The sequence below is a fragment of the Acinetobacter sp. LipI_23 genome (assembly GCF_058243045.1).
On sequence record NZ_JBZAYJ010000001.1, the window covers coordinates 83,453 to 106,841 of the forward strand.

General features: G+C 41.7%; 23 protein-coding genes, 2 tRNA genes, 1 rRNA gene and 1 pseudogene. 16 read left to right on the plus strand and 11 right to left on the minus strand.

The genetic code is table 11. The features are described 5' to 3' along the window. Positions 1-67 precede the first annotated feature (67 nt). From atpB to AC4CVD_RS00475, 9 genes are all read left to right on the plus strand, one after another. Positions 68-943: a F0F1 ATP synthase subunit A gene (gene atpB / locus AC4CVD_RS00435; protein WP_004684418.1), complete on the plus strand. Its 876-nt coding sequence runs from the start codon at positions 68-70 to the stop codon at positions 941-943. Positions 944-1,027: 84 nt separating this feature from the next. Further along, positions 1,028-1,273 (plus strand): F0F1 ATP synthase subunit C, encoded by a 246-nt coding sequence (gene atpE / locus AC4CVD_RS00440; RefSeq protein WP_000424060.1) that lies wholly within the window; start codon positions 1,028-1,030, stop codon positions 1,271-1,273. Positions 1,274-1,311: 38 nt separating this feature from the next. After that, positions 1,312-1,782: a F0F1 ATP synthase subunit B gene (locus AC4CVD_RS00445; protein WP_004684420.1), complete on the plus strand. Its 471-nt coding sequence runs from the start codon at positions 1,312-1,314 to the stop codon at positions 1,780-1,782. 12 nt (positions 1,783-1,794) lie between these two features. Further along, positions 1,795-2,331, plus strand: coding sequence for a F0F1 ATP synthase subunit delta (locus tag AC4CVD_RS00450; protein WP_004684422.1), 537 nt, complete (start codon positions 1,795-1,797; stop codon positions 2,329-2,331). Between the two features lie 44 nt (positions 2,332-2,375). Beyond that, entirely contained in the window at positions 2,376-3,920 is a 1,545-nt protein-coding gene (atpA, locus tag AC4CVD_RS00455) for a F0F1 ATP synthase subunit alpha (protein WP_004684423.1), read from the plus strand. Between the two features lie 88 nt (positions 3,921-4,008). Beyond that, on the plus strand, positions 4,009-4,878 hold the full coding sequence (atpG, locus tag AC4CVD_RS00460; protein WP_490751683.1) for a F0F1 ATP synthase subunit gamma: 870 nt from the start codon (positions 4,009-4,011) through the stop codon (positions 4,876-4,878). Positions 4,879-4,904: 26 nt separating this feature from the next. Continuing rightward, positions 4,905-6,299 carry a F0F1 ATP synthase subunit beta gene (gene atpD / locus AC4CVD_RS00465; protein ID WP_004684425.1) on the plus strand — a complete coding sequence of 465 codons (1,395 nt, stop codon included), beginning with the start codon at positions 4,905-4,907 and terminating at the stop codon, positions 6,297-6,299. A 26-nt stretch (positions 6,300-6,325) separates the two neighbouring features. After that, positions 6,326-6,745 (plus strand): F0F1 ATP synthase subunit epsilon, encoded by a 420-nt coding sequence (locus AC4CVD_RS00470; RefSeq protein ID WP_004684427.1) that lies wholly within the window; start codon positions 6,326-6,328, stop codon positions 6,743-6,745. Between the two features lie 357 nt (positions 6,746-7,102). Further along, the gene (locus AC4CVD_RS00475; RefSeq protein ID WP_490751685.1) at positions 7,103-7,423 is read left to right on the plus strand and encodes a hypothetical protein; all 321 of its coding nucleotides are present in this window, start codon (positions 7,103-7,105) and stop codon (positions 7,421-7,423) included. Positions 7,424-7,454: 31 nt separating this feature from the next. Here AC4CVD_RS00475 and AC4CVD_RS00480 read toward each other — a convergent pair whose 3' ends face one another. The 6 genes from AC4CVD_RS00480 to AC4CVD_RS00505 form a co-directional block, all read right to left on the minus strand. Continuing rightward, positions 7,455-8,390, minus strand: a complete 936-nt coding sequence (locus AC4CVD_RS00480; protein ID WP_490751687.1) for a hypothetical protein — start codon at positions 8,388-8,390, stop codon at positions 7,455-7,457. A gap of 81 nt (positions 8,391-8,471) precedes the next feature. Next, positions 8,472-8,915, minus strand: a complete 444-nt coding sequence (locus AC4CVD_RS00485; RefSeq protein WP_419277459.1) for an AAA family ATPase — start codon at positions 8,913-8,915, stop codon at positions 8,472-8,474. A gap of 90 nt (positions 8,916-9,005) precedes the next feature. Further along, positions 9,006-9,596: a PM1805 family lipoprotein gene (locus AC4CVD_RS00490; protein WP_490751689.1), complete on the minus strand. Its 591-nt coding sequence runs from the start codon at positions 9,594-9,596 to the stop codon at positions 9,006-9,008. Positions 9,597-9,730: 134 nt separating this feature from the next. Beyond that, entirely contained in the window at positions 9,731-10,105 is a 375-nt protein-coding gene (locus AC4CVD_RS00495; RefSeq protein ID WP_419277458.1) for an RcnB family protein, read from the minus strand. A gap of 199 nt (positions 10,106-10,304) precedes the next feature. After that, positions 10,305-10,850: a glutathione peroxidase gene (locus tag AC4CVD_RS00500; protein WP_114837741.1), complete on the minus strand. Its 546-nt coding sequence runs from the start codon at positions 10,848-10,850 to the stop codon at positions 10,305-10,307. Between the two features lie 123 nt (positions 10,851-10,973). Then, positions 10,974-11,528 (minus strand): PM1805 family lipoprotein, encoded by a 555-nt coding sequence (locus tag AC4CVD_RS00505; protein ID WP_114837740.1) that lies wholly within the window; start codon positions 11,526-11,528, stop codon positions 10,974-10,976. A gap of 337 nt (positions 11,529-11,865) precedes the next feature. On the opposite strand from AC4CVD_RS00505, the gene AC4CVD_RS00510 reads away from it, so the two are divergent. Further along, positions 11,866-12,786, plus strand: coding sequence for a DMT family transporter (locus AC4CVD_RS00510; protein WP_114837739.1), 921 nt, complete (start codon positions 11,866-11,868; stop codon positions 12,784-12,786). 399 nt (positions 12,787-13,185) lie between these two features. Here AC4CVD_RS00510 and tsaC read toward each other — a convergent pair whose 3' ends face one another. The 3 genes from tsaC to AC4CVD_RS00525 are packed head-to-tail and all read right to left on the minus strand — an operon-like array spanning position 13,186 to position 16,111. After that, positions 13,186-13,755, minus strand: coding sequence for an L-threonylcarbamoyladenylate synthase type 1 TsaC (gene tsaC, locus AC4CVD_RS00515; RefSeq protein ID WP_490751693.1), 570 nt, complete (start codon positions 13,753-13,755; stop codon positions 13,186-13,188). Between the two features lie 45 nt (positions 13,756-13,800). Then, positions 13,801-14,934: a DNA-processing protein DprA gene (dprA, locus tag AC4CVD_RS00520; protein ID WP_114837737.1), complete on the minus strand. Its 1,134-nt coding sequence runs from the start codon at positions 14,932-14,934 to the stop codon at positions 13,801-13,803. A 22-nt stretch (positions 14,935-14,956) separates the two neighbouring features. Further along, positions 14,957-16,111, minus strand: coding sequence for a LysM peptidoglycan-binding domain-containing protein (locus tag AC4CVD_RS00525; protein WP_490751695.1), 1,155 nt, complete (start codon positions 16,109-16,111; stop codon positions 14,957-14,959). A 120-nt stretch (positions 16,112-16,231) separates the two neighbouring features. On the opposite strand from AC4CVD_RS00525, the gene def reads away from it, so the two are divergent. The 3 genes from def to AC4CVD_RS00540 all read left to right on the plus strand — a co-directional run bounded on the left by def (position 16,232) and on the right by AC4CVD_RS00540 (position 19,432). Beyond that, positions 16,232-16,765, plus strand: coding sequence for a peptide deformylase (gene def / locus AC4CVD_RS00530; protein WP_004684452.1), 534 nt, complete (start codon positions 16,232-16,234; stop codon positions 16,763-16,765). Between the two features lie 90 nt (positions 16,766-16,855). After that, on the plus strand, positions 16,856-17,293 hold the full coding sequence (locus AC4CVD_RS00535; RefSeq protein WP_114837735.1) for a DUF2946 family protein: 438 nt from the start codon (positions 16,856-16,858) through the stop codon (positions 17,291-17,293). 72 nt (positions 17,294-17,365) lie between these two features. Further along, positions 17,366-19,432, plus strand: a complete 2,067-nt coding sequence (locus AC4CVD_RS00540; RefSeq protein WP_114837734.1) for a TonB-dependent copper receptor — start codon at positions 17,366-17,368, stop codon at positions 19,430-19,432. A 215-nt stretch (positions 19,433-19,647) separates the two neighbouring features. Here AC4CVD_RS00540 and AC4CVD_RS00545 read toward each other — a convergent pair. Together AC4CVD_RS00545 and AC4CVD_RS00550 are read right to left on the minus strand one after the other, a co-directional pair. Then, positions 19,648-20,040, minus strand: a pseudogene (locus tag AC4CVD_RS00545) (transposase family protein); the annotation flags it as partial. Between the two features lie 37 nt (positions 20,041-20,077). Continuing rightward, positions 20,078-20,401, minus strand: coding sequence for a helix-turn-helix domain-containing protein (locus AC4CVD_RS00550; RefSeq protein WP_020753140.1), 324 nt, complete (start codon positions 20,399-20,401; stop codon positions 20,078-20,080). Between the two features lie 801 nt (positions 20,402-21,202). Between AC4CVD_RS00550 and AC4CVD_RS00555 the strand changes: the two genes are divergently transcribed. The 3 genes from AC4CVD_RS00555 (at position 21,203) to AC4CVD_RS00565 (ending at position 23,021) form a co-directional block, all read left to right on the plus strand. Continuing rightward, positions 21,203-22,740 (plus strand): 16S ribosomal RNA (locus AC4CVD_RS00555). A gap of 61 nt (positions 22,741-22,801) precedes the next feature. Further along, positions 22,802-22,878: transfer RNA gene (locus AC4CVD_RS00560), tRNA-Ile, on the plus strand. A gap of 67 nt (positions 22,879-22,945) precedes the next feature. Further along, positions 22,946-23,021: transfer RNA gene (locus AC4CVD_RS00565), tRNA-Ala, on the plus strand. Positions 23,022-23,389 lie beyond the last annotated feature (368 nt).

Consider the following 23,389-nt stretch of genomic DNA (forward strand, 5'->3'; position numbering starts at 1 on the left):
CGAGATATCAAGCAGCACGCGATGTTCGTTCTCTCTATTTGTATTTGACATTGACCAGGTGTGATTTATGGCTGCTGAAGAACATGCCCTTACTTCGACCGAGTATATCAAGCATCACTTGACGAATATGACTTATGGCAAAATGCCAGACGGTTCATGGAAGTTGGCTGAGACTGCTGAAGAAGCTCAACAGATGGGGTTCACTGCTATTCACTTGGATTCAATGGGTTGGTCTATCACTCTTGGTGTGATTTTCTGTTTGTTGTTCTGGTGCGTAGCGAAAGCTGCAAACTCTGGTGTTCCAACCAAGTTCCAGTCTGCAATTGAAATGATCATTGAGTTTGTGGACTCAAGTGTTCGCGACACTTTCCATGGCAAATCACGCTTAATTGCGCCACTTGCATTGACCATTTTCGTGTGGATTTTCCTCATGAACGCAATGGACTTAATCCCAGTTGACTTTATTCCGTATACAGCTCAACTGATTGGTGCAAGTGTATTTGGTATGGATCCTCATCACGTCTACTTCAAGGTTGTACCTTCTACAGATCCAAACATTACCCTAGGTATGTCTTTATCTGTATTTGTACTGATCTTGTTCTACAGTATTCGAGAAAAGGGGATTGGTGGTTTCGTTGGCGAATTAGCACTTAACCCATTTAACCCAAGTAACCCAGTTGCAAAAGCGTTATTGATTCCAGTGAACTTAATTCTTGAATTAGTAACATTCCTTGCACGTCCAGTTTCATTGGCTCTACGACTGTTCGGTAACATGTATGCAGGTGAGTTAATCTTCATCCTTATCGCATTATTACCGTTCTGGATCCAATGGGCGTTGTCTGTGCCTTGGGCGATCTTCCACATTCTTGTTATCACGCTACAAGCATTCATCTTTATGATGCTGACTATCGTATACTTGAGCATGGCAAGCGAAAAGCATTAATGGTAATGCCCAACTATCACTGGATGGTTGGGCGCACAATTTTTTAATTTAATTTGGTATAAACCTAACCTCTGAGGAATTATCATGGAACTCACTTTAGGTCTAGTTGCAATTGCATCTGCTATCTTGATCGCTTTTGGTGCTTTAGGTACTGCGATTGGTTTTGGTCTTTTAGGCGGTCGCTTCCTTGAAGCTGTTGCACGTCAACCAGAATTGGCTCCACAACTTCAAACTCGTATGTTCTTAATCGCGGGTCTTCTTGATGCTGTGCCTATGATCGGTGTTGGTATTGGCTTGTTCTTCATCTTTGCTAATCCATTTGTAGGTTAATCAGCTTAATTCCTAAATTAAACTATTGAGGAATAGCAATGAATATCAACCTCACATTGATTGGCCAAGCGATTGCATTTGCGATGTTTGTCGCATTCTGCATGAAATTTGTATGGCCACCACTAATCAATGCGATTAGTGAGCGTCAGCGTAAAATCGCTGATGGCTTAAACGCTGCTGAAAAAGCAAAAGCTGATCTTGCGGATGCGCAAGCTCAAGTGAAAGCTGAATTAGATGCAGCGAAAGCGCAAGCGGCTCAATTGATCGAACAAGCGAACCGTCGCGGTGCACAATTGGTAGAAGAAGCTCGTACTCAAGCGTCAGCTGAAGGTGAGCGTATTCGTCAACAAGCAAAAGAAGCTGTTGATACAGAAATCAATTCTGCTCGTGAAGAATTACGTCAACAAGTTGCTGATCTTGCAGTAACAGGTGCTGAGAAAATTCTTAGCCAAAAAGTTGATGCTGAAGCTCACAATGCCATGCTGACTCAGCTGGCTGCTAAACTTTAAGAGAGGCGGATTATGGCTGAACTCTTGACGTTGGCACGCCCGTACGCTAAAGCAGCATTTGCTTACGCTTCTGAGCAAAATGCAACTGACTCTTGGTCATCTGCATTGAACTTGCTCAGTGCTGCGGTGCAAGACGAAGCATTTTCAGCTTTCTTAACTCGCCCTGAGCTTACTCCTGCTGAGCAGGTAAGTCTTTTTGCAAAAGTATTAGGCGAAGACCAAACTGCAGCAGTGTCAAACTTTTTGACATTGCTTGCTGAAAACAACCGTTTGGTGCTTCTTCCTGAAATTTCTGCTGAATACGAGCAGCTCAAATCACAGAATAACAATACTGTGGATGTAGTGATTGAATCTGCATTCCCATTGACTTCTGTACAAGAACAATTACTTGCACATGCTTTAGAGAAAAAATTCGAAGCTGCGGTAAATGTTTCTGTAGAAGTTAAACCAGAGCTTATTGCTGGTGTTGTTATTCGTGCAGGCGACCAAGTGATAGATGATTCTGCGCTTAACAAGCTAGAAAAAATGCGGACTCGTCTTCTTGCTTAATTGCATATGAAGACTGAACTTTAAAAAGATTGAGGTATAGCGCAATGCAACAACTGAATCCATCCGAGATCAGTGCGCTCATTAAACAGCGTATCGGCGATCTGGACACCAGCGCGACCGCTAAAAACGAAGGGACCATTGTTATGGTTTCCGACGGTATTGTGCGTATTCACGGCCTTGCTGATGCAATGTACGGTGAAATGATCGAATTCGACGGCGGCTTATACGGTATGGCACTGAACCTAGAACAGGATTCAGTGGGCGTCGTTGTTTTAGGTAACTACTTAAGCCTTCAAGAAGGTCAAAAAGCACGTTGCACAGGTCGTGTATTAGAAGTTCCGGTTGGTCCAGAACTTTTAGGCCGTGTAGTAGATGCTTTGGGTAACCCAATTGATGGTAAAGGCCCAATTGATGCAAAATTAACTGATGCTGTTGAAAAAGTAGCACCAGGCGTAATTTGGCGTCAATCAGTGGATCAACCTGTACAAACTGGTTATAAATCAGTAGATACAATGATCCCTGTAGGCCGTGGTCAGCGTGAGTTGATCATTGGTGACCGTCAAACTGGTAAAACAGCGATGGCGATCGATGCGATCATCGCTCAGAAAAACTCTGGCATTAAATGTGTATACGTAGCTATTGGTCAAAAACAATCGACTATTGCTAACGTTGTGCGCAAGCTAGAAGAAACTGGCGCTATGGCGTATACCACTGTTGTAGCAGCAGCTGCAGCCGATCCAGCAGCAATGTTGTACTTGGCTCCATACTCTGGTTGTACAATGGGTGAATACTTCCGTGACCGCGGTGAAGATGCACTAATCATTTATGATGATTTGTCTAAGCAAGCTGTTGCTTACCGTCAAATTTCATTGTTATTACGTCGTCCACCAGGTCGTGAAGCGTATCCAGGTGACGTATTCTATCTTCACTCTCGTCTTCTTGAGCGTGCTTCGCGCGTTTCTGCTGACTACGTTGAGAAATTCACGAATGGTGAAGTTAAAGGCCAAACTGGTTCATTAACTGCATTACCAATCATTGAAACTCAAGCGGGTGACGTATCTGCATTCGTACCAACGAACGTAATTTCGATCACTGACGGTCAGATCTTCCTTGAAACATCATTATTCAACGCAGGTATTCGTCCTGCTGTGAACGCGGGTATCTCTGTATCTCGTGTTGGTGGTTCAGCGCAGACTAAGATCATCAAAAAATTGTCTGGTGGTATCCGTACTGCTTTGGCGCAATACCGTGAATTGGCAGCGTTTGCTCAGTTCGCTTCTGACCTTGATGAAGCAACTCGTAAGCAACTTGAACATGGTCAACGTGTAACTGAATTAATGAAGCAAAAACAATATGCTCCATATTCAATTGCTGACCAAGCTGTTTCAATTTATGCATCTAACGAAGGCTACATGGCTGACGTTGAAGTGAAGAAAATCGTAGACTTTGATGCTGCGTTAATCTCTTACTTCCGTTCAGAAAATGCTGCGTTAATGCAAAACATCGATGAAACTGGTGATTACAACAAAGACATCGAAGCTGCAATCAAAGCAGGTATTGAAAGCTTTAAAGCGACTCAAACTTACTAATTTCAACTTCAGTTGGATTTAGTTTTGGTTTGGTTCACGGATCAACCTTCGAGGGCTCGAAAGGGCCTTCGAATACTAGGTTAAGCGTATGGCAAATTTAAAAGAAATTCGCGCCAAAGTAGCTAGTATCAAAAGCACGCAGAAAATTACTCGCGCGATGCAGATGGTAGCAGCTTCTAAGATGCGTCGTGCGCAAGAGCGCATGGCTCAAGGCCGTCCGTATGCCGAAAATATGCACCGTGTAATTGCTCACTTGGTTCAAGCGAATCCTGAATACAAACACCGTTATATGGTTGAACGCCCTGTAAAGCGCGTTGGCTATATCATTGTGTCTTCAGATCGCGGCCTTGCTGGTGGTTTGAACATTAACTTGTTCAAAAAAGTGGTTAAACACGTACAACAGCAACAAGAGCAGTCAATTGAAGTTCAATTTGCTTTAATTGGTCAAAAAGCGGTTTCGTTTTTTAAAAACTACGGCGGTAAAGTGCTGGGTGCTACGACAAATGTCGGTGATACACCAAGCCTTGAACAGTTATCTGGTTCTGTACAGGTGATGTTAGACGCATTTGATAAAGGCGAGTTAGATCGTATTTATCTTGTGTCAAACGGCTTTGTCAATGCCATGACTCAAAATCAAAAAATCGAACAACTTGTTCCTTTAGCAACTGCTGAAGAAAACAAGACCCTTAACCGTCAATACGGTTGGGACTATCTCTATGAGCCTGAAGCTAAAGAGCTTTTAAATGGCTTATTGGTTCGTTATATCGAGTCTGTGGTATATCAAGGCGTGATCGAAAACATCGCGTGTGAGCAGTCAGCTCGTATGGTTGCAATGAAAGCTGCAACGGACAACGCAGGTGATTTGATCAAGAGCCTACAACTTATTTATAACAAGCTGCGTCAAGCCGCGATTACTCAGGAAATTTCTGAGATCGTTGGTGGTGCCGCTGCCGTTTAACATTATTTTGAATTGAGGAGACAGCAATGAGTAGCGGTCGTATCATTCAGATCATCGGCGCGGTTATCGACGTCGAGTTTGAACGTAACAGCGTTCCTAAGATCTATGACGCTCTCCACGTTGATGGCACTGAAACTACATTAGAAGTTCAGCAACAACTTGGTGATGGCGTAGTTCGTACTATTGCAATGGGTTCTACTGAAGGCCTTAAGCGTGGTTTGAACGTAACGAATACTAACGCACCAATCTCTGTACCAGTGGGTACAGCGACTTTGGGTCGTATCATGGACGTTCTTGGTCGCCCAATCGACGAAGCTGGTCCAGTTGCGACTGAAGCGCGTTTGCCGATTCACCGTCAAGCACCTTCTTATGCTGAACAAGCAGCTTCTACTGACCTTTTAGAAACTGGTATTAAAGTCATCGACTTACTATGCCCGTTCGCTAAAGGTGGTAAAGTTGGTCTGTTCGGTGGTGCCGGTGTTGGTAAAACTGTAAACATGATGGAGTTGATCAACAACATCGCTAAAGCGCACTCAGGTTTATCTGTGTTCGCTGGTGTTGGTGAGCGTACTCGTGAAGGTAACGACTTCTATCACGAGATGAAAGACTCAAACGTTCTAGACAAAGTAGCAATGGTCTACGGTCAGATGAACGAGCCACCGGGTAACCGTTTACGCGTAGCGTTGACTGGTTTGACCATGGCTGAGTACTTCCGTGACGAGAAAGACGAAAACGGCAAAGGCCGTGACGTACTATTGTTCGTAGATAACATCTACCGTTATACACTAGCAGGTACTGAAGTATCAGCACTTCTAGGTCGTATGCCATCTGCAGTAGGTTACCAACCGACACTTGCAGAAGAGATGGGTGTTCTTCAAGAACGTATTACATCGACTAAGTCTGGTTCGATTACGTCAATTCAAGCGGTATACGTACCTGCCGATGACTTAACAGATCCATCGCCTGCAACTACGTTTGCTCACTTAGATGCAACTGTAGTATTGAGCCGTGACATCGCATCTTCTGGTATTTACCCAGCGATCGATCCACTTGACTCAACTTCACGTCAGTTAGATCCACTCGTAGTGGGTGCTGAGCATTACGAGATCGCTCGTTCAGTTCAAAACGTTCTTCAACGTTATAAAGAATTGAAAGACATCATCGCGATTCTTGGTATGGACGAACTTGCAGAAGAAGATAAGTTGACTGTTTACCGTGCGCGTAAAATCCAACGTTTCTTCTCTCAACCGTTCCACGTAGCTGAAGTGTTTACTGGTGCTCCTGGTAAACTTGTACCGCTTAAAGAAACGATTCGTGGCTTTAAAGGTCTTTTAGCTGGTGAATATGACCACATTCCAGAACAAGCGTTCTATATGGTTGGTGGTATTGACGAAGTAATTGCTAAAGCTGAGAAACTTTAATTAGTTACCTAATTTAGGAGATTCTCATGTCGACTATGCAGTGTGATGTTGTAAGTGTTCAAGAGTCTTTGTACTCTGGCGCTGTAACGATGCTAATTGCTAAAGGTGCTGGTGGTGAATTAGGTATTATGCCTGGTCACGCGCCACTAGTAACTTTACTCAAGCCGGGTACAATCCGTGTTCTGCTTGAAAACGGTACAGAAGAGTTAATCTATGTATCTGGTGGTGTTCTAGAAGTTCAACCGCATGTTGTTACGGTTCTTGCAGATACTGCAGTCCGTGCAGAAAACTTAGATGAAGCAGCAATTCTTGAAGCGCGTAAACACGCTGAACAATTGCTTGCAAATCAAAAGAGCGATTTGGACTCGGCTGCTGCTTTGGCTGCTCTCGCAGAAACTGCTGCTCAGTTGGAAACCATCCGCAAAATCAAAAACCGCGCTCAATAAGAGACGGTTTGAGATTAAAAAAAGCCACCGAAAGGTGGCTTTTTTTATGTCTGTTGATAAAAATGCGTCAATTGCTTATTTCATGATGAGTTTGTTGGTTTCTTAGTTGTCATTGTTCAAATGGACTGGATTGGTCTGCTGCATACATGCAATCTTTGTTTTGCATGATAGTGCTTCGTCTTTTAACTGTATGTTGGCTTGTAGAATATTTTGAATACACAATTTTTAAAATTCATCTGAATCAATGCTCCTATGCTTGATATATTTCGTTAAGCAAGGACATAGCTATCTAAAGTTGCATATCTTTTATTCAACAGAAGTTATATTTTGAAAGCTTCTCTGTAAGCGAAGATGAAGATGAACCTGATTGCGCATGAATCCCACTTTTGGGAACTTTACCAAGATTTTGAGCATTATTATCTGAGTATTGCAGTCGACATGAGCTCAGTGGTGTCGTGTTGGGACTTGGTATTGACTTCAGAAGAAATATTACAATATGAACATCGGGGTCGCGCGAGTATTCAGGAGCTGACCAAAGCCATGATTGACGCAGCTTATAAGGGTGATTTTTCAATGATGGAAGCACGTTCAGCCAAGCCATATGAGCGTCACGCCATGCAAAAGGCTTTTAAAGAATGGTTAGCACAGAGCAAAACTCAGGAACAGTCTTCGTTTTGATGAGGTGTGAGCTCAAAGCATTATTTTAAATTTATTGCAAAAAGCTTTGACGCAATTGGCTAAAAATCATGCGGCTAACGCTATTGTGTTGAGTCTCAATCAACTTTTTGATTTGCTCAACTTGAGGTTTATCTTCAGGAATCACAATCTCTGGATCGATTTCGATATCCGAATTGGACATGGTATTGGACGGCTGTGCAAGCAAATTTGAAGATGGGTGTTGGGCATGCCAAAGCTGTGTTTCGAGTGATATGATGTACTTATATTCATCGGTATTGGGGTTAAACCGCTTATATAGTCTCAGGTCTTGCATTGCATCTTGACGGCTTCGATCAGGCATATCTGTTTCGCCTTCCAACCATTCAGAGATAACTGGATGAATTTCATGTTGCATCAGTTGGTAATAAAGCCAATCGCTGAGTAGGCTATGATCGATGTCAGACAGATATGGGCTGTTGTGTTGCAGCAATTGTTGTAAGTGTTCGAGAACCAAAACTTCTTGCTTTTGTAAGGCATAGCGCGCTTCAGCATCAAATTGTTGGTATTCTTCGGCTGGAATTTCAGTGAAATGTTGCTGTTCAATGAAGGCATCTACAATATGCGTTTGAAATAAGTTATTCCATTGTTCTAGCGCATGAATTTCGAGCTGTTGTAGCTCTTTAAACGCTTTGCTTTGATAGCGGCTGAGCTGCAGGCGCTGAATATTTTGCCGGTTGAACTCAATTTTTTGTTTGATGTATTCAGCATAAGCGCCTTGTTGTTTGGGGCTGACAGGGCTTGTAACATCTACCAAAAGTAACTGCTGCTGTTGTTTGTATTTGAGCCAGTCCTGAATACGTTGAACTTCTTTATGCTCTTTAGAAAAAAACTGGGTTAAGTGTGGCGTGGTTTTTTCAGGCATTAAAAAGTGCATCCCGCCAAAGACGATGATTGCTAAACAGGCGATCACAAGAATGACTTTTTTCATTATAAAAATGTTTTTCTGTGTTTCTTATTTGTACATGGTAGCTTAAAAATGAGAAATAGTTAATGTTTTTTCATTAAAGCTTCAAATCTGTATGGGTAAAATTGAAAATTCACCTTGTCCGAGAATACGAACTTTATACAGTGCATCAAAGCCTTCAGCATAGTGCGGTGGTTCAAGTTTTTGAGCGGTGGCTCTGATCCCGACTTCAGGAATGCGGGCTTTGCCTTCACGTAGGCAGTTGCGTTGCAGCGCACTTTTAAGTTCAGTCTCAAAGAGGTAGCCTACAATTTCAAAGCCTGCGGCCAGAGCACTGGCAATATAACGCGCACGATCGGCTGGCGTAGGGTTGGTATTATCAATTACCATTTTGGTTTTTGAGGCGAGTCCTGCTTCAAAAATGATTTTTTCACGATGCCGTGTTTTCAACATGTCGAGGTTGATGCGCAAATGGCTATGTGCCAAATTCAACAGATAATAGCTCGATTTTCCCGAAGCTTGGATGCCCATAAAAATAATCAGCTGCATGTGTGAAATCGTGCCTCAATCAAAGTAGGAGAAAACGGTTGTAGTCATTTTCTCCTACTCTATTGCTGAAAGCACCAATATTTACATGTTTTAAGATTGGTTTGTGTTTGAGCTATCATTCTCAGCTTGTTGCGGAATCATCATTGAAGCCAGTTTCAACATTTCAGATTGGATCGTGCCCATTTGCTGTTGTATCTTTTTAAAGTCGACTTGGCTAAAATCCACTTGTCCATTTAAAAAAGGCGAAGCTAAAACTTGTTGGTTAGCAGACAGTAATTTTTCACGGATATCATTGATTTCTTGGGTTTTAAGATTCAGGCCATTCAAGGCATTATTGAAACCTGTAAGCTGTTGTTGTAAAGCTGTCGCGGCTTGTTGCAACTGTTGCTGATCGTGCTGTTCAATTGCGGTCTGCAAGTCATTTTGGGTTTCTTGCAGCTGAGTGACGTATTCGCCTGCCTTCAATTGCATATCTGCCACATCACGCACGATATAGAGCATGTTGCCACTTTTCAGTTCAGCTTTGTCAGGGTTTTGTGTACTCGCAGATTGGTTTTGCTCAGAGGTCTCAGTCCGGATGTCTTGCTGATTCGGCTCTGTTGCTTGCTCACAGCCAATGAGTAGGATGCCTGAACTAAACAGTGCAAAAGGAAGAACTAAGTTTTGTAAAAGCTTTTTCATCATCAAATCAATATTGGGCTATGTATTTTTTAATATAAGGGCAAAATGTGTAGATAAAATGCTGGGTTTCAAAGTCATAACAAAACTTTTTAAAATACGAAAAGAGTGCCTGAACACTCTTCATTTACAGCAGTTTAACCAGCAATGATTTTAATAATGGAATGATTGCGAATGTCTGTCAGTACATAGTCGCCATTCACTTTAATCCACTGTTGGTTTTTAGCCGGTTTGCTGAGTTTTTTGTATTTTTGGTGATCTACTTTATAGGCATTGCTATGATAAGCGCTTGGGAGTTTTTGACCTGCTTTCCAGTCTTGAGATGGACGATTGACTTTTTTTACAGTGGTTTGAGTTGGTTGTTGATGTCCATTTGATGGGGGCTGTTGCGAATGTCCGTGTGACTGAGCTGCGTGATGTTGCTGATGTTGTTCTTGTGGTGCTGCTAGTGCAGGAAGGGCAATCAATGCGGTTGAGATAGATAAAATAGCTGCTTTTATAAAGGTATGCATGAGCTTCACTTCGGGTTGTCTTGAGCGGATAGATGCATCATAGAGTGAAGTGTTTGATTGATCGTGAATGAAGTGTTGTAAAATTATCAAAATAAAGAAGAAATCATGAAGATCGAACCGATTCGAGTGTCATTACTCATTTAAAAAAATAAAAATATAAGCAGCCGTTAAATTCGACTGCTTATAAACAGCTTCAGGCTTATTTGGCCAATTCGGCATTGATGGCATCGACAATACGCGGATCATTGGCCGTAATGTCCGGTGCAAAACGCGCAACCACTTCGCCATTTTTATTGATTAAGAATTTCTCGAAGTTCCACAGCACTTCAGGTGGTTCATTCGGTGTTAAACCATAGTCCACCAAGTCTTTCCACCAAGGCCCTTCACCAATGCGTTCAGGCACCGCGTGGGTGAGCGTTTCATATAACGGATGCTTATCATCCCCTGCGACCGAGATTTTTGAAAAAAGCGGGAAATCTACTTGATAGTTTAAGGAGCAGAATTCTTGAATTTCAGCATCTGAACCCGGTTCTTGTGCCAAGAAATTGTTGGCAGGAAAACCTAGAATCTCTAAACCCTGTGATTTTTTGTCTTGATAGAGTTTTTCTAAGCCTTCGTACTGCGGTGTGAGGCCGCATTTAGATGCCACATTCACAACCAAGAGAACTTTACCTTGGTATTGGTTTAAGTTGATGTCTTCGCCCTGAATGGTTTTGACAGGAATATTATAAATCGAAGTGCTCATTTGCGTGTCCTTATACGATGTGCATTTTATTGTGTTGGAAGCGTTCGACAAAGTCACGCCCATTTGCGGATTGATCGCAACAAAAAAGCAAGCCAAGGCTTGCTTTAAAGGGTGGGGAGGTCATTAAGATGCTGGAGCCGCTTTGACTTTAGCTTCCAAAGCCGTTACGTCAGCAATGATCGATTTCTGCAACTCAGTTGCTTTGTTTTGTAGTTCGGTGATTTTCGCACTATCTGGCGTTGCATCTGTACTTTCTTTGGTGAGCTCTACACCCAGATCATTGGCATCCTGCATTTTTTCACGTAAAGCATCTACTTCAGCACTTTTTAAGGTTAAGGCATCTAATTCATCATTAAATTGCTTCACATAGGTTTCTGTTTTTTCAACCATTGCTTTAATTTGAGCGGGATCCTTTTTTTCTAAGGTTGCACTCACTTCTTTTTGAAACGCGGCGGCTTCTTGAGCTTTGGCATTCGATAGCGTTTGTACGGCTAACAAATCGGCTTGAATATCGGCAATATTGTTATTGCTATGATTAGCAACGATAGTGGTTGCTTCGGTTGAGGTCGCTTCAGATGCAGACGTCGTTTGTTCAACGGCTGGCTCAGTTCCTTTTTTTTCGCACGCAGCCAAAGTAAGTGTGGCCATACAAACTGTGGTTAAAAGTAACTTTTTCATAACGACATCCTTCTATCGGGAAATATGTTTTTGTAGGCCAAAGTCTATAAGAGCAATGACCAATCAATTAAAAAATACGTTCGCTAGAACAGCATCAATACGATGCAGAGATCGTTGACATTGTTCTATGGTGTTTTTGTAGAGTGAAGCTGCTGAAATGCATCAATTTGTTGAAATGTATAGTTTTATATTATCTTAATAATATGTTTTTTATGAATTTTATATTTTAAGATAAATGTATCAATTATGTGTGATACCCAAATGATATTCGAATAAATCGTAAAAATGTTTTACCATTCATTTAAATTTTGCAAACAAAAGCTAAACGGGAAAAAGAATGAGTACCACAACACAACGTATGTATTGGGCTTTGAGTCTCCCTATCATTGCCGTACTCATTTGGTCGATCAATATTGTCGTTACGCGTTATGTAGCTGATTTCATTTCGCCAGTCAGTATTAGTTTTTATCGGTGGTTCTTTGCCTTCATTCTGTTAACACCTTTTGTCGTGCGACCTTTATGTCGGCAGTGGGCATTAATTCGAGTGCATTTGGGTCAGTTGGCAGTGCTAAGTGCATTTGGTCTGGTGTTGTATCAGGGCTTAGCCTACACCGCAGCGCACTATACGACTGCGACCAATATGGGATTGATTAATGCCTTTATTCCGATCTTCACCATTTTTGTTTCACTGCTGATTTTAAAAGATATTCCAAATCGTTTTGCGATGATTGGTAGTATTTTATCTTTTGCAGGTTTGGTTTATATCATTGGGCAGGGCAATCTTGCGGGCTTAGTTCAATCGGGTGGTCATTTGGGAGATGTCCTGATGGTGGTTGCGGTATTCTTCTATGCCTTTTATGGGGTGTTTTTGAAAAAGTGGCAATTGCAAATTCCCTTGATGCTGAGCCTCTATGTACAGATCTTTTTTGCACTGCTTTACCATTTACCTTTTATTGCCTATTTCGGTCTCGATTCAATCAATAGTCAAAATGCGGCAAGTGTTATGTATGCCAGCATTTTCCCTTCCTTAGTTGCCCCTTTACTATGGATGTTGGCCATTACCCATTTAGGGCCGAATCGAACCAGTATTTTCATGAACTTGATGCCAGTCTTTACCGCAGTGATTGCCTATGTCTGGTTGAAAGAGGCGTGGACGGTTTATCATACGGTCGGTGGAGTGGTCATTATCTGTGGTATTTTACTTGCACAGCGTAAAACAGCATTAAAAACGCCACCTTTAGCAAACTCGATGGATTGATTTTGGCTAAAAATCGACCATTTAAATTATTTTTTTAATAGAATAATTCATTAATAAGTTGATTTATTAATGCTATTTTAGATAGTGAATGTATTTAATGTATGCAAAAGCTGATTAAAAATAGGTAGATAATTTGAATTATAATTTAATTATCTTCATTAATCAGCGTTTTAACGCTGTTTTTAATATAAAAAATCTATTTGTTTAGAAAAGCAATTTGCTACATAATACGCGCACTGCAAACTTAGGCCAATGTCAAAACGGCTATTAAGTGTTTGCTCATCAGTTTTCAGACCCTCTGGATGTGATTACACATCCTTTTTTATGCTCAGCCATCCCTATATGGCTGAGCTTTTTTTTGTCTATTTTTCAGTAAAAATCCTGAGAAAGAGCACGCTTTTAAGCACGAATCACTGCGCCAGTTTCGGCATCGAGTATGCGACTCGGTTCTTGGCTCAAGCCTAGGTCACCATTCAGATAATTGACCTGTTGGGCAAAGTAGTGGTTGGCATCTTGTAGTGAACGGGCAGGTGATAATCCAGCGGGGTTGGCACTGGTGGAGACAATAAAGCCTTGAAAAGCATTGCAAAGCGCCACACAAATCGGATGTGTGGTTACCCGTACAGCAACTTTAGGGTGATTGCCTTTAATCCATGTTGGAATATGTTCATTTGCAGGTAACAACCACGTGGTTGCGCGTTCTGATGGACTGCGATCGCTCCAGCTGTCGATCACTTGTTGACGGATGTGGGGATCTAAATGTTCTAAAAGCGGTTCAGCTTGAGCAATTTGCCCAGCCAGTAAAATTACCCCTTTTTCAATCGGGCGTTGCTTAATCTGCAAAATATCTAGAAAGGCCTGTTCGTTATACGGATCACAGCCTAAACCCCATACTGCTTCTGTTGGATATGCTAAAACTTGACCTTGTTTTAAACATTGCGCCGCTTCAGTCACAGAGGTGGTAATCATTACACTTTGTACCTTTTATTGGTTCATAAAGGGTTATTGTGAACCTTATTGGCTGGAACGGCAACGCAGATAATTGCCAGCCTGTTGTTGTGCGAGCCCCAAAATCTCCAGTTCCATTAACTGGCTAGTGAGTGTGGCAATATCGGTGTTAAGTTTGGAATTAAGTTGATCCATATTTTGTCCCACCCAATCCAGTTGATTATAAAGTTTGAGTAAATCAGATGGGATCTCAATACTAGCACTTGGGGCGGTTTCTTGTGACTGGGATTGGCTATGCCATTGAGTGGGGAGTGCCAAGTCTTCAATGATTTGCTCAGGATGATCAACCAAAATCGCCCCTTCTCGGATTAGTTGATGACAACCTTGATGATGTTCACTATAAATATGACCGGGAATCGCAAAAATTATCTTGCCTTGTTCAGCAGCAGATTTGGCTGTGCCAAGAGAGCCACTTTTGAGTGCGGCTTCTGCAACCACAACCCCTAAACTCAATGCACTGACGATGCGGTTGCGCCGTGGAAAATTATGCTGTAAAGGCGGTGTATGTGGTAAAAATTCAGTAATGATACAGCCATTATTTTCTAATATTTGCGTACGCAGGGCTTGATGTTGGGAAGGGTAAGTGAGATCTAAGCCCGTGCCCATCACTGCAATGGTACGTTGATATTTTAAGCCGCCCTGATGTGCCGCTGCATCAATGCCTTCAGCCAAACCACTGCAAATATAAAAGCCCTTTTCGGCGAGGTAATAGGCAAAGTCATAAGCCACTTGTTTGCCGTGTGGACTGGGTTTTCGACTGCCGACGATAGCAACTTGAGGTTGGAGTAAACTTTGTGGATTACCTTGACCAAATAAAATCGGTGGCCGGTCAGCATAGGGCAGCAGCTGCGAAGGATAATGACTTTCAGTATCAAGCAAAATAAAATCACAGCTGGCTTGGACGTCCTGCAGTAAAGTTTGTAATTTGATTTGGCCAGCAGGTGTTTGGATTTCTGCGATACGTTGTAGATGGCTTTTGTGTAAGCCAAGATTTGGCCAGATCTGAAGGTTGGAGGCAGCAACAGCTTTTGTGCTTGTGCCAAAATGCTGCTGTAGTTTTTGAAAGCTCGATAAAGAATGCTGAACCAAATACCACAGGGTGATTGTTGCAATCTGTTCATGTGATAAAGAGTTCAGCATATATACACCTTAAGGCAACGGATTATTCATCCACTACAGAGGGAGAAAGTTTCGCGCCCAAGTTCATTGGTAGTTCGCTGTCGAGCACATAAGCATAGCTGACACGGTCAAAGGTTTTAAATACCATGATGTTGCCGATACGCTCCGTTGGAAGGGTCAGTTTTTCATTGGTTTTCGGATCACGAATTTCTTGACCTTTTTGACTAACCGAGAACACATAACCCGATTGAACGCCATCCACTGTGCCACGGTCAATCGTCACAACTGAATGCTTTGCAGCTAGACCAATCGAACCTTGAACACGAATCACTTGTCCACCCTCAGTCACATCTTGTGCATGTGTTGGGTAGAACAAGGTTGGAAGCATGTCGTCGTATTCAGGCAGTACGCGATAACCACGACGTACTTCAGAATTATACGAATCTGTGATTTCTAAAGTAGACATGTCATTTTCACCACGAATGGCAATGGCTGAAGCAACCTGAGTCAATTCTAGACCTAGATTTTGTTTTTTACCCTCTGCATCCGTCACAATGTACGGTTCGCCTTCACGGTAAATCGCGTAGCGTTGACCGGCTTCAATGCCTTGGCCACGTGCATAAACGGTTTGACCTTTACCTGCAATCACACGCTGATCGGCAGCACCAACGATATACGGTGTACCTTCCAAAGATTCCTCTGAAAGAATAGTGCTGTGTTCAAGCCAGTTTTTAATGTATTCCAGTGGAATGACAGGAATGGCATTGTTTAAAGACTCAACGCGTGCTTGAGGTTGAAGTTTAGTGCCGCCTGTATAACGACGAATAATCCCTTCACAGCCATCACCTTCGTCTTTACCAATAATTGGACGGCCTTCATGAGTACACATCAGTAAGCGGTCACCTGGGAAAATCCAATGCGGATTTTTGACGTGTCTATTGCTGGCCCAAATTTCAGGCCAACGCACAGGATTATTTAGAAAACGTTTAGAAATATCCCACAGGGTATCGCCTTTTTTCACCACATAAACATTCGGTGCATTGGCTTTTAAAGCAGGTGGATTGTAATTTCGTGTAGGCGCAGCTTGAGCTGTTGAAATGACGCCAGCGCCAACACTTAGACAAACCGCAAGTGCTAACATGTGTTGCTTAAACCCCAAGGCACTAAAAGATGGCATGCCCATAAAAACCTTTTTCATTATCATAATTCCTAAAATTATGTATGTAGTTGCGTTATAATAACGATATTACACACATTTTTTTGATCAAGCATTCCCTTCATTTGGTTTTTTGATCAATGGCATAATTGAGGACGCAGTATGGCCTTATTACCTATTTTAAGTTTTCCTGATCCCCGTCTTCGTACCATTGCAGAACCCGTCGAAGAAGTTACTGATGAAATTCGTCAGCTGGCTGCAGATATGTTTGAAACCATGTATGAAGCGCCAGGCATTGGACTTGCCGCGACACAAGTTGATCGTCATATTCAGTTGATTGTCATGGACTTATCTGAACATAAAGATCAACCTTTGGTATTCATTAACCCCAAAGTTACCCCATTGACTGAAGAAACGCAGCCCTATGAAGAAGGCTGCCTATCAGTTCCCCAAATATACGACAAAGTTGAGCGCCCGTCACGCGTAAAGATCGAAGCAATTAACCTTGAAGGTCAAGCATTTGAGATCGAAGCTGACGAACTTCTCGCTGTTTGCATTCAACATGAAATGGATCACTTAAATGGCAAATTGTTCGTCGACTATTTGTCACCACTGAAGCGTCAACGCGCACGTGAAAAAGTGGAAAAATTGACTCGTCAGCGCCAAAAAGACAAAGTAGCTGTAAAACGCGGTTAAGTTTTTTTGCTTAAAAATCATCTTTAAAGTGAGCCCAATTTCGATTGGGCTTTGTTATACTGGCCGCGTTCCCAATTCGGATGGAATGGATTGTTTTTTAGAGCTGCGTTGCTACTGTCTTGTGTAGCCGTGTTTTTACAGATTGCTGTTTTTTTACAGCCTTTACTACCGACGCAATATCAAATTGCGCCGGTCTGTGAAACCATTTCGCGTGCGCTTTTACTCAAACCAGTTGAACAACTCAGTTCTCATGCTGAAAAGCATTCCACACATCATCATGAAATGCAGGCTCAGCATGAACTCAGTTCACAACCTGCTGAACACAATCATCATGATGCAAGTCATCAATGCCAATACTGTACGGTATATGGCAATCTCGTGCTGCCGCCTGATTTAGAGTTGAAAGCGGTACTTGACCGTATTCAAATCCGTTTAGTTGCATTTCAAAAAGCCTTTGCGCATGTTTGGTTTGCACTGCAACAACTCTTCTTACTGCCTCAAGGGCGAGCACCGCCACTGTTTGTATAAACCTAGACATATATTTTTCGGGTCTTAATGGACTCTAGCCTAGTTGTATTTATAGATTCAGTGAGAATAAAAATGGCTCAGCCTACATTCTTTTTACAGCCTCTTGCGGCTGCGATTTCCCTTGCTTGTTTTTCTACAGTGAGTTTTGCTGCTCAACTGGAGCATTCTACGACACGTCTAGCGCCGATCGTGGTAAATGCACAATTAGATCATGACGCAAATGGTTTAATTCTTCATGCCGATCCAAAGCAACCGATCCAACCTGTTCCTGCAACCGATGGCGCAGATTATTTACAAAGTATTCCGGGTTTTAGTTCAATTAAAAGCGGCGGAACCAACGGAGATGTAACCTTCCGAGGCATGTTTGGATCACGGATTAAAATTTTATCTGATGGCACTGAAAACTTAGGTGCTTGTCCAGCACGTATGGACGCACCGACGTCTTATATTCAACCTGAAAGTTACGATCGTATTTCTGTCGTGAAAGGTCCACAAACAGTTCAATATGCCAATACAGGTTCAGCAGCAACTGTTATTTTTGAACGGAAAAAACCGCAATTATCCAATGATAAAAACTATCTTGGGCAAGCCAGTGTTTTAATCGGTTCGTTTGGTCGTCTAGATCATAATATTGAAACAGCGGTAGGGGATGAGAAAAAATATATTCGTCTAAATGCCAATCATTCTGAATCGAATAGTTATGAAGATGGCGATGGCAATACGGTTCCATCTGCTTGGAAACGTTGGAATACAGATTTAGCACTAGGCTGGACACCCGATGAAGACACTTGGATTGAACTTACAGGTGGAAAAGCAGATGGTGAGGCCGAATATGCTGGTCGTAGCATGGATGGTTCACAGTTTGCTCGTGAAAGTTTGGGTTTAAGATTTGAAAAGAAAAACCTAACCGATGTGATTAAAAAGATCGAAGGGCAAATTAACTATAGCTATAACGATCATGTGATGGATAATTTTAGCTTACGCACCCCACCCATGACTCACGATATGACAACGCATCAGATGGTACCGAATCCATCTGAAATGCAAGTTACACGCCGTACGTTGAATTCACGTTTAGCGATGACCAGTGAATGGGATAAATTAAGTCTGATTACTGGAATTGATTCTCAGCAAAATCATCATGCTGGAAGTATGAAATCTATGATGATGAATATGCCATTAGCCACCAATATGAAGTTTCATTCTTATGGTGCTTTTGGTGAACTTACTTACCAATTTAATGATGCCTATAAATTGGTTACTGGCGCACGAATTGACCAAGTTAAAATTGATGCCTTACAGCTGAATGATGAACGTAAAGAAACGCTACCGAGTGCATTTATTCGTTTGGAAAATCAATACTCTGAGCATAATGCTAAATCTTATATTGGTTTGGGATATGTAGAACGAGTGCCTGATTATTGGGAATTATTCAGTACAGCACATGGCAATACAGGTATGTCGAAGCCTACATTTAACGACCTTGATACTGAAAAAACTTTACAGTTAGATATGGGTTATCAATATGAGCATGGTGCGTTGAGTTTATGGACATCTGCTTATGCAGGTTTAGTGAACGACTTTATTTTATTGAGTTATCATAATCACCCAACCACAGGAATGGGCGGACATAGTCATGGTTCTTCATTTAGCGCAGGTGCTAAAAATGTGGATGCGATGATCGCTGGTGCAGAAGCAGGTATTGGCTACCAATTTACCGATGCAATTCAAGCGGATATGAGTACCATGTATGCATGGGGTGAAATTACGGATAATAATGACCCACTTCCTCAGATTGCACCTTTGGAAGGGCGTTTCAATTTAAGATATGTACAAGACAAATATTCTCTAGGTTTATTGTGGCGTGCAGTGGCGAAACAAGATCGTATTAACCTGAATAAAGGTAATATTGTCGGTTATGACATTGGTGAGAGCAAAGGTTTTAGCACACTTGCATTAAATGCGACGTATAAGGTAAGGAATGATGTTGATTTTGCTGTAGGCATAGACAATGTCCTCGATAAAACCTATACCGAACATTTAAATAAGTTGGGTGTTGGTTTAGATGGTCAAGTGGGAACAGAGCAATTCAATAATATTGGACGTAATTATTGGGCGCGTATCAGTATGAAGTTCTAAATATATTGAGATGATCGGAAACAGCCATTCTAGAAATAGAATGGCTGTTTTTGTTTTAAGATAGAAATTGACTGAGAAAACAGCATTGTGAGTAGATATTCACCATAAAAAGTAGAAAGAAACAGCGATTTAGATAAAATATTTAAATATTATTTTGATTTATTTTTATTTAAATTAATTAAAACAATAGACTTCCTTCATAAATCATTTTTCAATCAATTTAATTGTTTATCTTTCACCCAATCTAAATTGTATATGCCAGCAAGTAAATTAAACCGCAGATTTAATCTTTTACGACGATTTCTATATACACAAGATAAAATCTTAAAACATTTCATCCTTCCAAATACATGCTCTACTTGAATTCGTCTACGACCAATCTCTCTATTTAACTTTTTTAATTCAGAATCTAGTTTTTCAGTTTTCTTTGCTTTAGATGGCATGAGGCATCCAAAACCCAATTTCTTTATTCCTAAATAACCCTTATCAACGATAAAAAAGGGCTTAAATTTTAATTTCCTCATGCTTTTTTTAAATATTTTAAAATCATGCATGCTTCCATGACTTCCACATACACTCAGTATTTCACCTGTTGTATAGTGCATAGATAACTGAAATTTAAAGGTATGTCGCTTTTTTTTACCGCTATACCATTTCTTCTGTTTTTTTTGGACGTTGAACTAATATTTCAGTTGCATCAATCACAACAACTTCCCAATCCACTTCATCTCGATTAGGAAGTTGTTTTGGCAAGTTAAATTTTCCAGAACCGATTAAGGTATCTTCAATAAAACGTGTGATACGAATTGCACTCGTTTCAGATACACCGTAACTCATACCAAGATGGAAAAATGTTCGATATTCTCTCCAATATTCTATACATAAGAGCAAACGATCTTCCAACGGTAATTTATGCGGTCGTCCTTTACCAATATGACGAGGTAAATGCTTATTTAGCTCGGCCAACATGAGGGTAAATGTAGCCCAACTAACACCGGTAAGCCTACGAAACTTAACGTCTGATAATTTTTGAATATCTTTGAATTTCATTCAAGGATTATCTCTTGAATTAAATAATTTTGCTGATTAATTTAAGATCAAATAAATTGTACGTTTTTTGATTTATGACGGAAGTCTAATATATTAGACCTCTTGCGAAAGTATAGTTTTATCTATTTTTTGAATTGGCTAAAACCTCATAAAATATAGCTTTCGGCTACTTAAAATTTGACTAACGCAAGAAGTCTATTAAGTTTAATTTGTGCGAATGTGATGGTGCGGTTTATGGCGCTAACTAGGAAGTAGATAAATTTATTAAAAAATATTTTACATAAATAACAGTGACTTATATTTTTATGAGTTTGAAAAATAAACATGCAGAAATATTTATTGAGAAAAGGTATTGCAAGGGGTGTGAAATGCTGTAGAATGCACATCCATCGGCGGTGATGTTGATTAAAACTTGTTAAGAAACAAGGATTTAGCCCAAGTGGTAGAATCTGGAAGTCTTGAATAAGTTTAAAAATAATTAACAAAACCAGTTGACTTCTTCTTGAAAGAGAGTAGTATAGCCGACCTAGCTTGCTGATGACGAATCAGTAAGAAGATCATTAAGAGATTATGAAGAACAACTTGTGTGGATTTTTACTGATTGATCGATCGAAAATATTTCATTGATTGAATGGTAAAAATTACTCGAAGTTTATTTGAGAAATATTTGTCAGAAAATTGATGAGCCAAGATTTGTAGCCATAAGCTACTAATGATTTTTAACTGAAGAGTTTGATCATGGCTCAGATTGAACGCTGGCGGCAGGCTTAACACATGCAAGTCGAGCGGGGAAAGGTAGCTTGCTACCTGACCTAGCGGCGGACGGGTGAGTAATGCTTAGGAATCTGCCTATTAGTGGGGGACAACATTCCGAAAGGAATGCTAATACCGCATACGCCCTACGGGGGAAAGCAGGGGATCTTCGGACCTTGCGCTAATAGATGAGCCTAAGTCAGATTAGCTAGTTGGTGGGGTAAAGGCCTACCAAGGCGACGATCTGTAGCGGGTCTGAGAGGATGATCCGCCACACTGGGACTGAGACACGGCCCAGACTCCTACGGGAGGCAGCAGTGGGGAATATTGGACAATGGGGGGAACCCTGATCCAGCCATGCCGCGTGTGTGAAGAAGGCCTTTTGGTTGTAAAGCACTTTAAGCGAGGAGGAGGCTACTTGGATTAATACTCTAGGATAGTGGACGTTACTCGCAGAATAAGCACCGGCTAACTCTGTGCCAGCAGCCGCGGTAATACAGAGGGTGCGAGCGTTAATCGGATTTACTGGGCGTAAAGCGTGCGTAGGCGGCTTCTTAAGTCGGATGTGAAATCCCTGAGCTTAACTTAGGAATTGCATTCGATACTGGGAAGCTAGAGTATGGGAGAGGATGGTAGAATTCCAGGTGTAGCGGTGAAATGCGTAGAGATCTGGAGGAATACCGATGGCGAAGGCAGCCATCTGGCCTAATACTGACGCTGAGGTACGAAAGCATGGGGAGCAAACAGGATTAGATACCCTGGTAGTCCATGCCGTAAACGATGTCTACTAGCCGTTGGGGCCTTTGAGGCTTTAGTGGCGCAGCTAACGCGATAAGTAGACCGCCTGGGGAGTACGGTCGCAAGACTAAAACTCAAATGAATTGACGGGGGCCCGCACAAGCGGTGGAGCATGTGGTTTAATTCGATGCAACGCGAAGAACCTTACCTGGTCTTGACATAGTAAGAACTTTCCAGAGATGGATTGGTGCCTTCGGGAACTTACATACAGGTGCTGCATGGCTGTCGTCAGCTCGTGTCGTGAGATGTTGGGTTAAGTCCCGCAACGAGCGCAACCCTTTTCCTTATTTGCCAGCGGGTTAAGCCGGGAACTTTAAGGATACTGCCAGTGACAAACTGGAGGAAGGCGGGGACGACGTCAAGTCATCATGGCCCTTACGACCAGGGCTACACACGTGCTACAATGGTCGGTACAAAGGGTTGCTACCTAGCGATAGGATGCTAATCTCAAAAAGCCGATCGTAGTCCGGATTGGAGTCTGCAACTCGACTCCATGAAGTCGGAATCGCTAGTAATCGCGGATCAGAATGCCGCGGTGAATACGTTCCCGGGCCTTGTACACACCGCCCGTCACACCATGGGAATTTGTTGCACCAGAAGTAGGTAGTCTAACCGCAAGGAGGACGCTTACCACGGTGTGGCCGATGACTGGGGTGAAGTCGTAACAAGGTAGCCGTAGGGGAACCTGCGGCTGGATCACCTCCTTAACGAAAGATTGACGATTGGTAAGAATCCACAACAAGTTGTTCTTCATGACGATGTATCTGAGGGTCTGTAGCTCAGTTGGTTAGAGCACACGCTTGATAAGCGTGGGGTCACAAGTTCAAGTCTTGTCAGACCCACCAAATCTGACTAACAAGCATTATTAAATGCTGAATACAGAAAACAGAAACATTGACTTATTGATAAGCTGGGGACTTAGCTTAGTTGGTAGAGCGCCTGCTTTGCACGCAGGAGGTCAGGAGTTCGACTCTCCTAGTCTCCACCACTCATTGCGATGCAATGAGTTAAACATTAAGCAAACGAACTGATAGCTTATAGAGCTTAGTGATAATAAAGCGTAGAATGCGCTTCGTTGTTATTAATCTCTGTGATTTATCACAGTTTCCTGACCTGACGAAGGCTGGAAAAATCATTAACAGAATATATTTGAGTTGAAATAATTTGTTCATACTCATTTTTAAGATCGACATTAACAGTGATTTATTACTGATTGATGAAGATTGGAGAAATGAGTTACTAGCGAAATTAACTGAATCAAGCGTTTTGGTATGTGAATTGAATTGAAGCTGTACAGTGTTTAAGTACACAGAACAACAAACTGTAAGGAAGTGATGAGAAATCATCATAGACTGT

What these genes read in the sequence shown, in the direction of transcription:
- AC4CVD_RS00495 (WP_419277458.1), bottom strand. Translation starts at nt 10,105, where the DNA reads ATGCATACCTTTATAAAAGCAGCTATTTTATCTATCTCAACCGCATTG.
- AC4CVD_RS00450 (WP_004684422.1), top strand. Translation starts at nt 1,795, where the DNA reads ATGGCTGAACTCTTGACGTTGGCACGCCCGTACGCTAAAGCAGCATTT.
- tsaC (WP_490751693.1), bottom strand. Translation starts at nt 13,755, where the DNA reads ATGATTACCACCTCTGTGACTGAAGCGGCGCAATGTTTAAAACAAGGT.
- atpG (WP_490751683.1), top strand. Translation starts at nt 4,009, where the DNA reads ATGGCAAATTTAAAAGAAATTCGCGCCAAAGTAGCTAGTATCAAAAGC.
- AC4CVD_RS00475 (WP_490751685.1), top strand. Translation starts at nt 7,103, where the DNA reads ATGAACCTGATTGCGCATGAATCCCACTTTTGGGAACTTTACCAAGAT.
- AC4CVD_RS00470 (WP_004684427.1), top strand. Translation starts at nt 6,326, where the DNA reads ATGTCGACTATGCAGTGTGATGTTGTAAGTGTTCAAGAGTCTTTGTAC.
- atpB (WP_004684418.1), top strand. Translation starts at nt 68, where the DNA reads ATGGCTGCTGAAGAACATGCCCTTACTTCGACCGAGTATATCAAGCAT.
- AC4CVD_RS00480 (WP_490751687.1), bottom strand. Translation starts at nt 8,390, where the DNA reads ATGAAAAAAGTCATTCTTGTGATCGCCTGTTTAGCAATCATCGTCTTT.
- def (WP_004684452.1), top strand. Translation starts at nt 16,232, where the DNA reads ATGGCCTTATTACCTATTTTAAGTTTTCCTGATCCCCGTCTTCGTACC.
- AC4CVD_RS00505 (WP_114837740.1), bottom strand. Translation starts at nt 11,528, where the DNA reads ATGAAAAAGTTACTTTTAACCACAGTTTGTATGGCCACACTTACTTTG.
- atpA (WP_004684423.1), top strand. Translation starts at nt 2,376, where the DNA reads ATGCAACAACTGAATCCATCCGAGATCAGTGCGCTCATTAAACAGCGT.
- AC4CVD_RS00490 (WP_490751689.1), bottom strand. Translation starts at nt 9,596, where the DNA reads ATGAAAAAGCTTTTACAAAACTTAGTTCTTCCTTTTGCACTGTTTAGT.
- AC4CVD_RS00510 (WP_114837739.1), top strand. Translation starts at nt 11,866, where the DNA reads ATGAGTACCACAACACAACGTATGTATTGGGCTTTGAGTCTCCCTATC.
- AC4CVD_RS00445 (WP_004684420.1), top strand. Translation starts at nt 1,312, where the DNA reads ATGAATATCAACCTCACATTGATTGGCCAAGCGATTGCATTTGCGATG.
- atpD (WP_004684425.1), top strand. Translation starts at nt 4,905, where the DNA reads ATGAGTAGCGGTCGTATCATTCAGATCATCGGCGCGGTTATCGACGTC.
- dprA (WP_114837737.1), bottom strand. Translation starts at nt 14,934, where the DNA reads ATGCTGAACTCTTTATCACATGAACAGATTGCAACAATCACCCTGTGG.
- AC4CVD_RS00485 (WP_419277459.1), bottom strand. Translation starts at nt 8,915, where the DNA reads ATGCAGCTGATTATTTTTATGGGCATCCAAGCTTCGGGAAAATCGAGC.
- AC4CVD_RS00550 (WP_020753140.1), bottom strand. Translation starts at nt 20,401, where the DNA reads ATGTTGGCCGAGCTAAATAAGCATTTACCTCGTCATATTGGTAAAGGA.
- atpE (WP_000424060.1), top strand. Translation starts at nt 1,028, where the DNA reads ATGGAACTCACTTTAGGTCTAGTTGCAATTGCATCTGCTATCTTGATC.
- AC4CVD_RS00500 (WP_114837741.1), bottom strand. Translation starts at nt 10,850, where the DNA reads ATGAGCACTTCGATTTATAATATTCCTGTCAAAACCATTCAGGGCGAA.
- AC4CVD_RS00525 (WP_490751695.1), bottom strand. Translation starts at nt 16,111, where the DNA reads ATGAAAAAGGTTTTTATGGGCATGCCATCTTTTAGTGCCTTGGGGTTT.
- AC4CVD_RS00540 (WP_114837734.1), top strand. Translation starts at nt 17,366, where the DNA reads ATGGCTCAGCCTACATTCTTTTTACAGCCTCTTGCGGCTGCGATTTCC.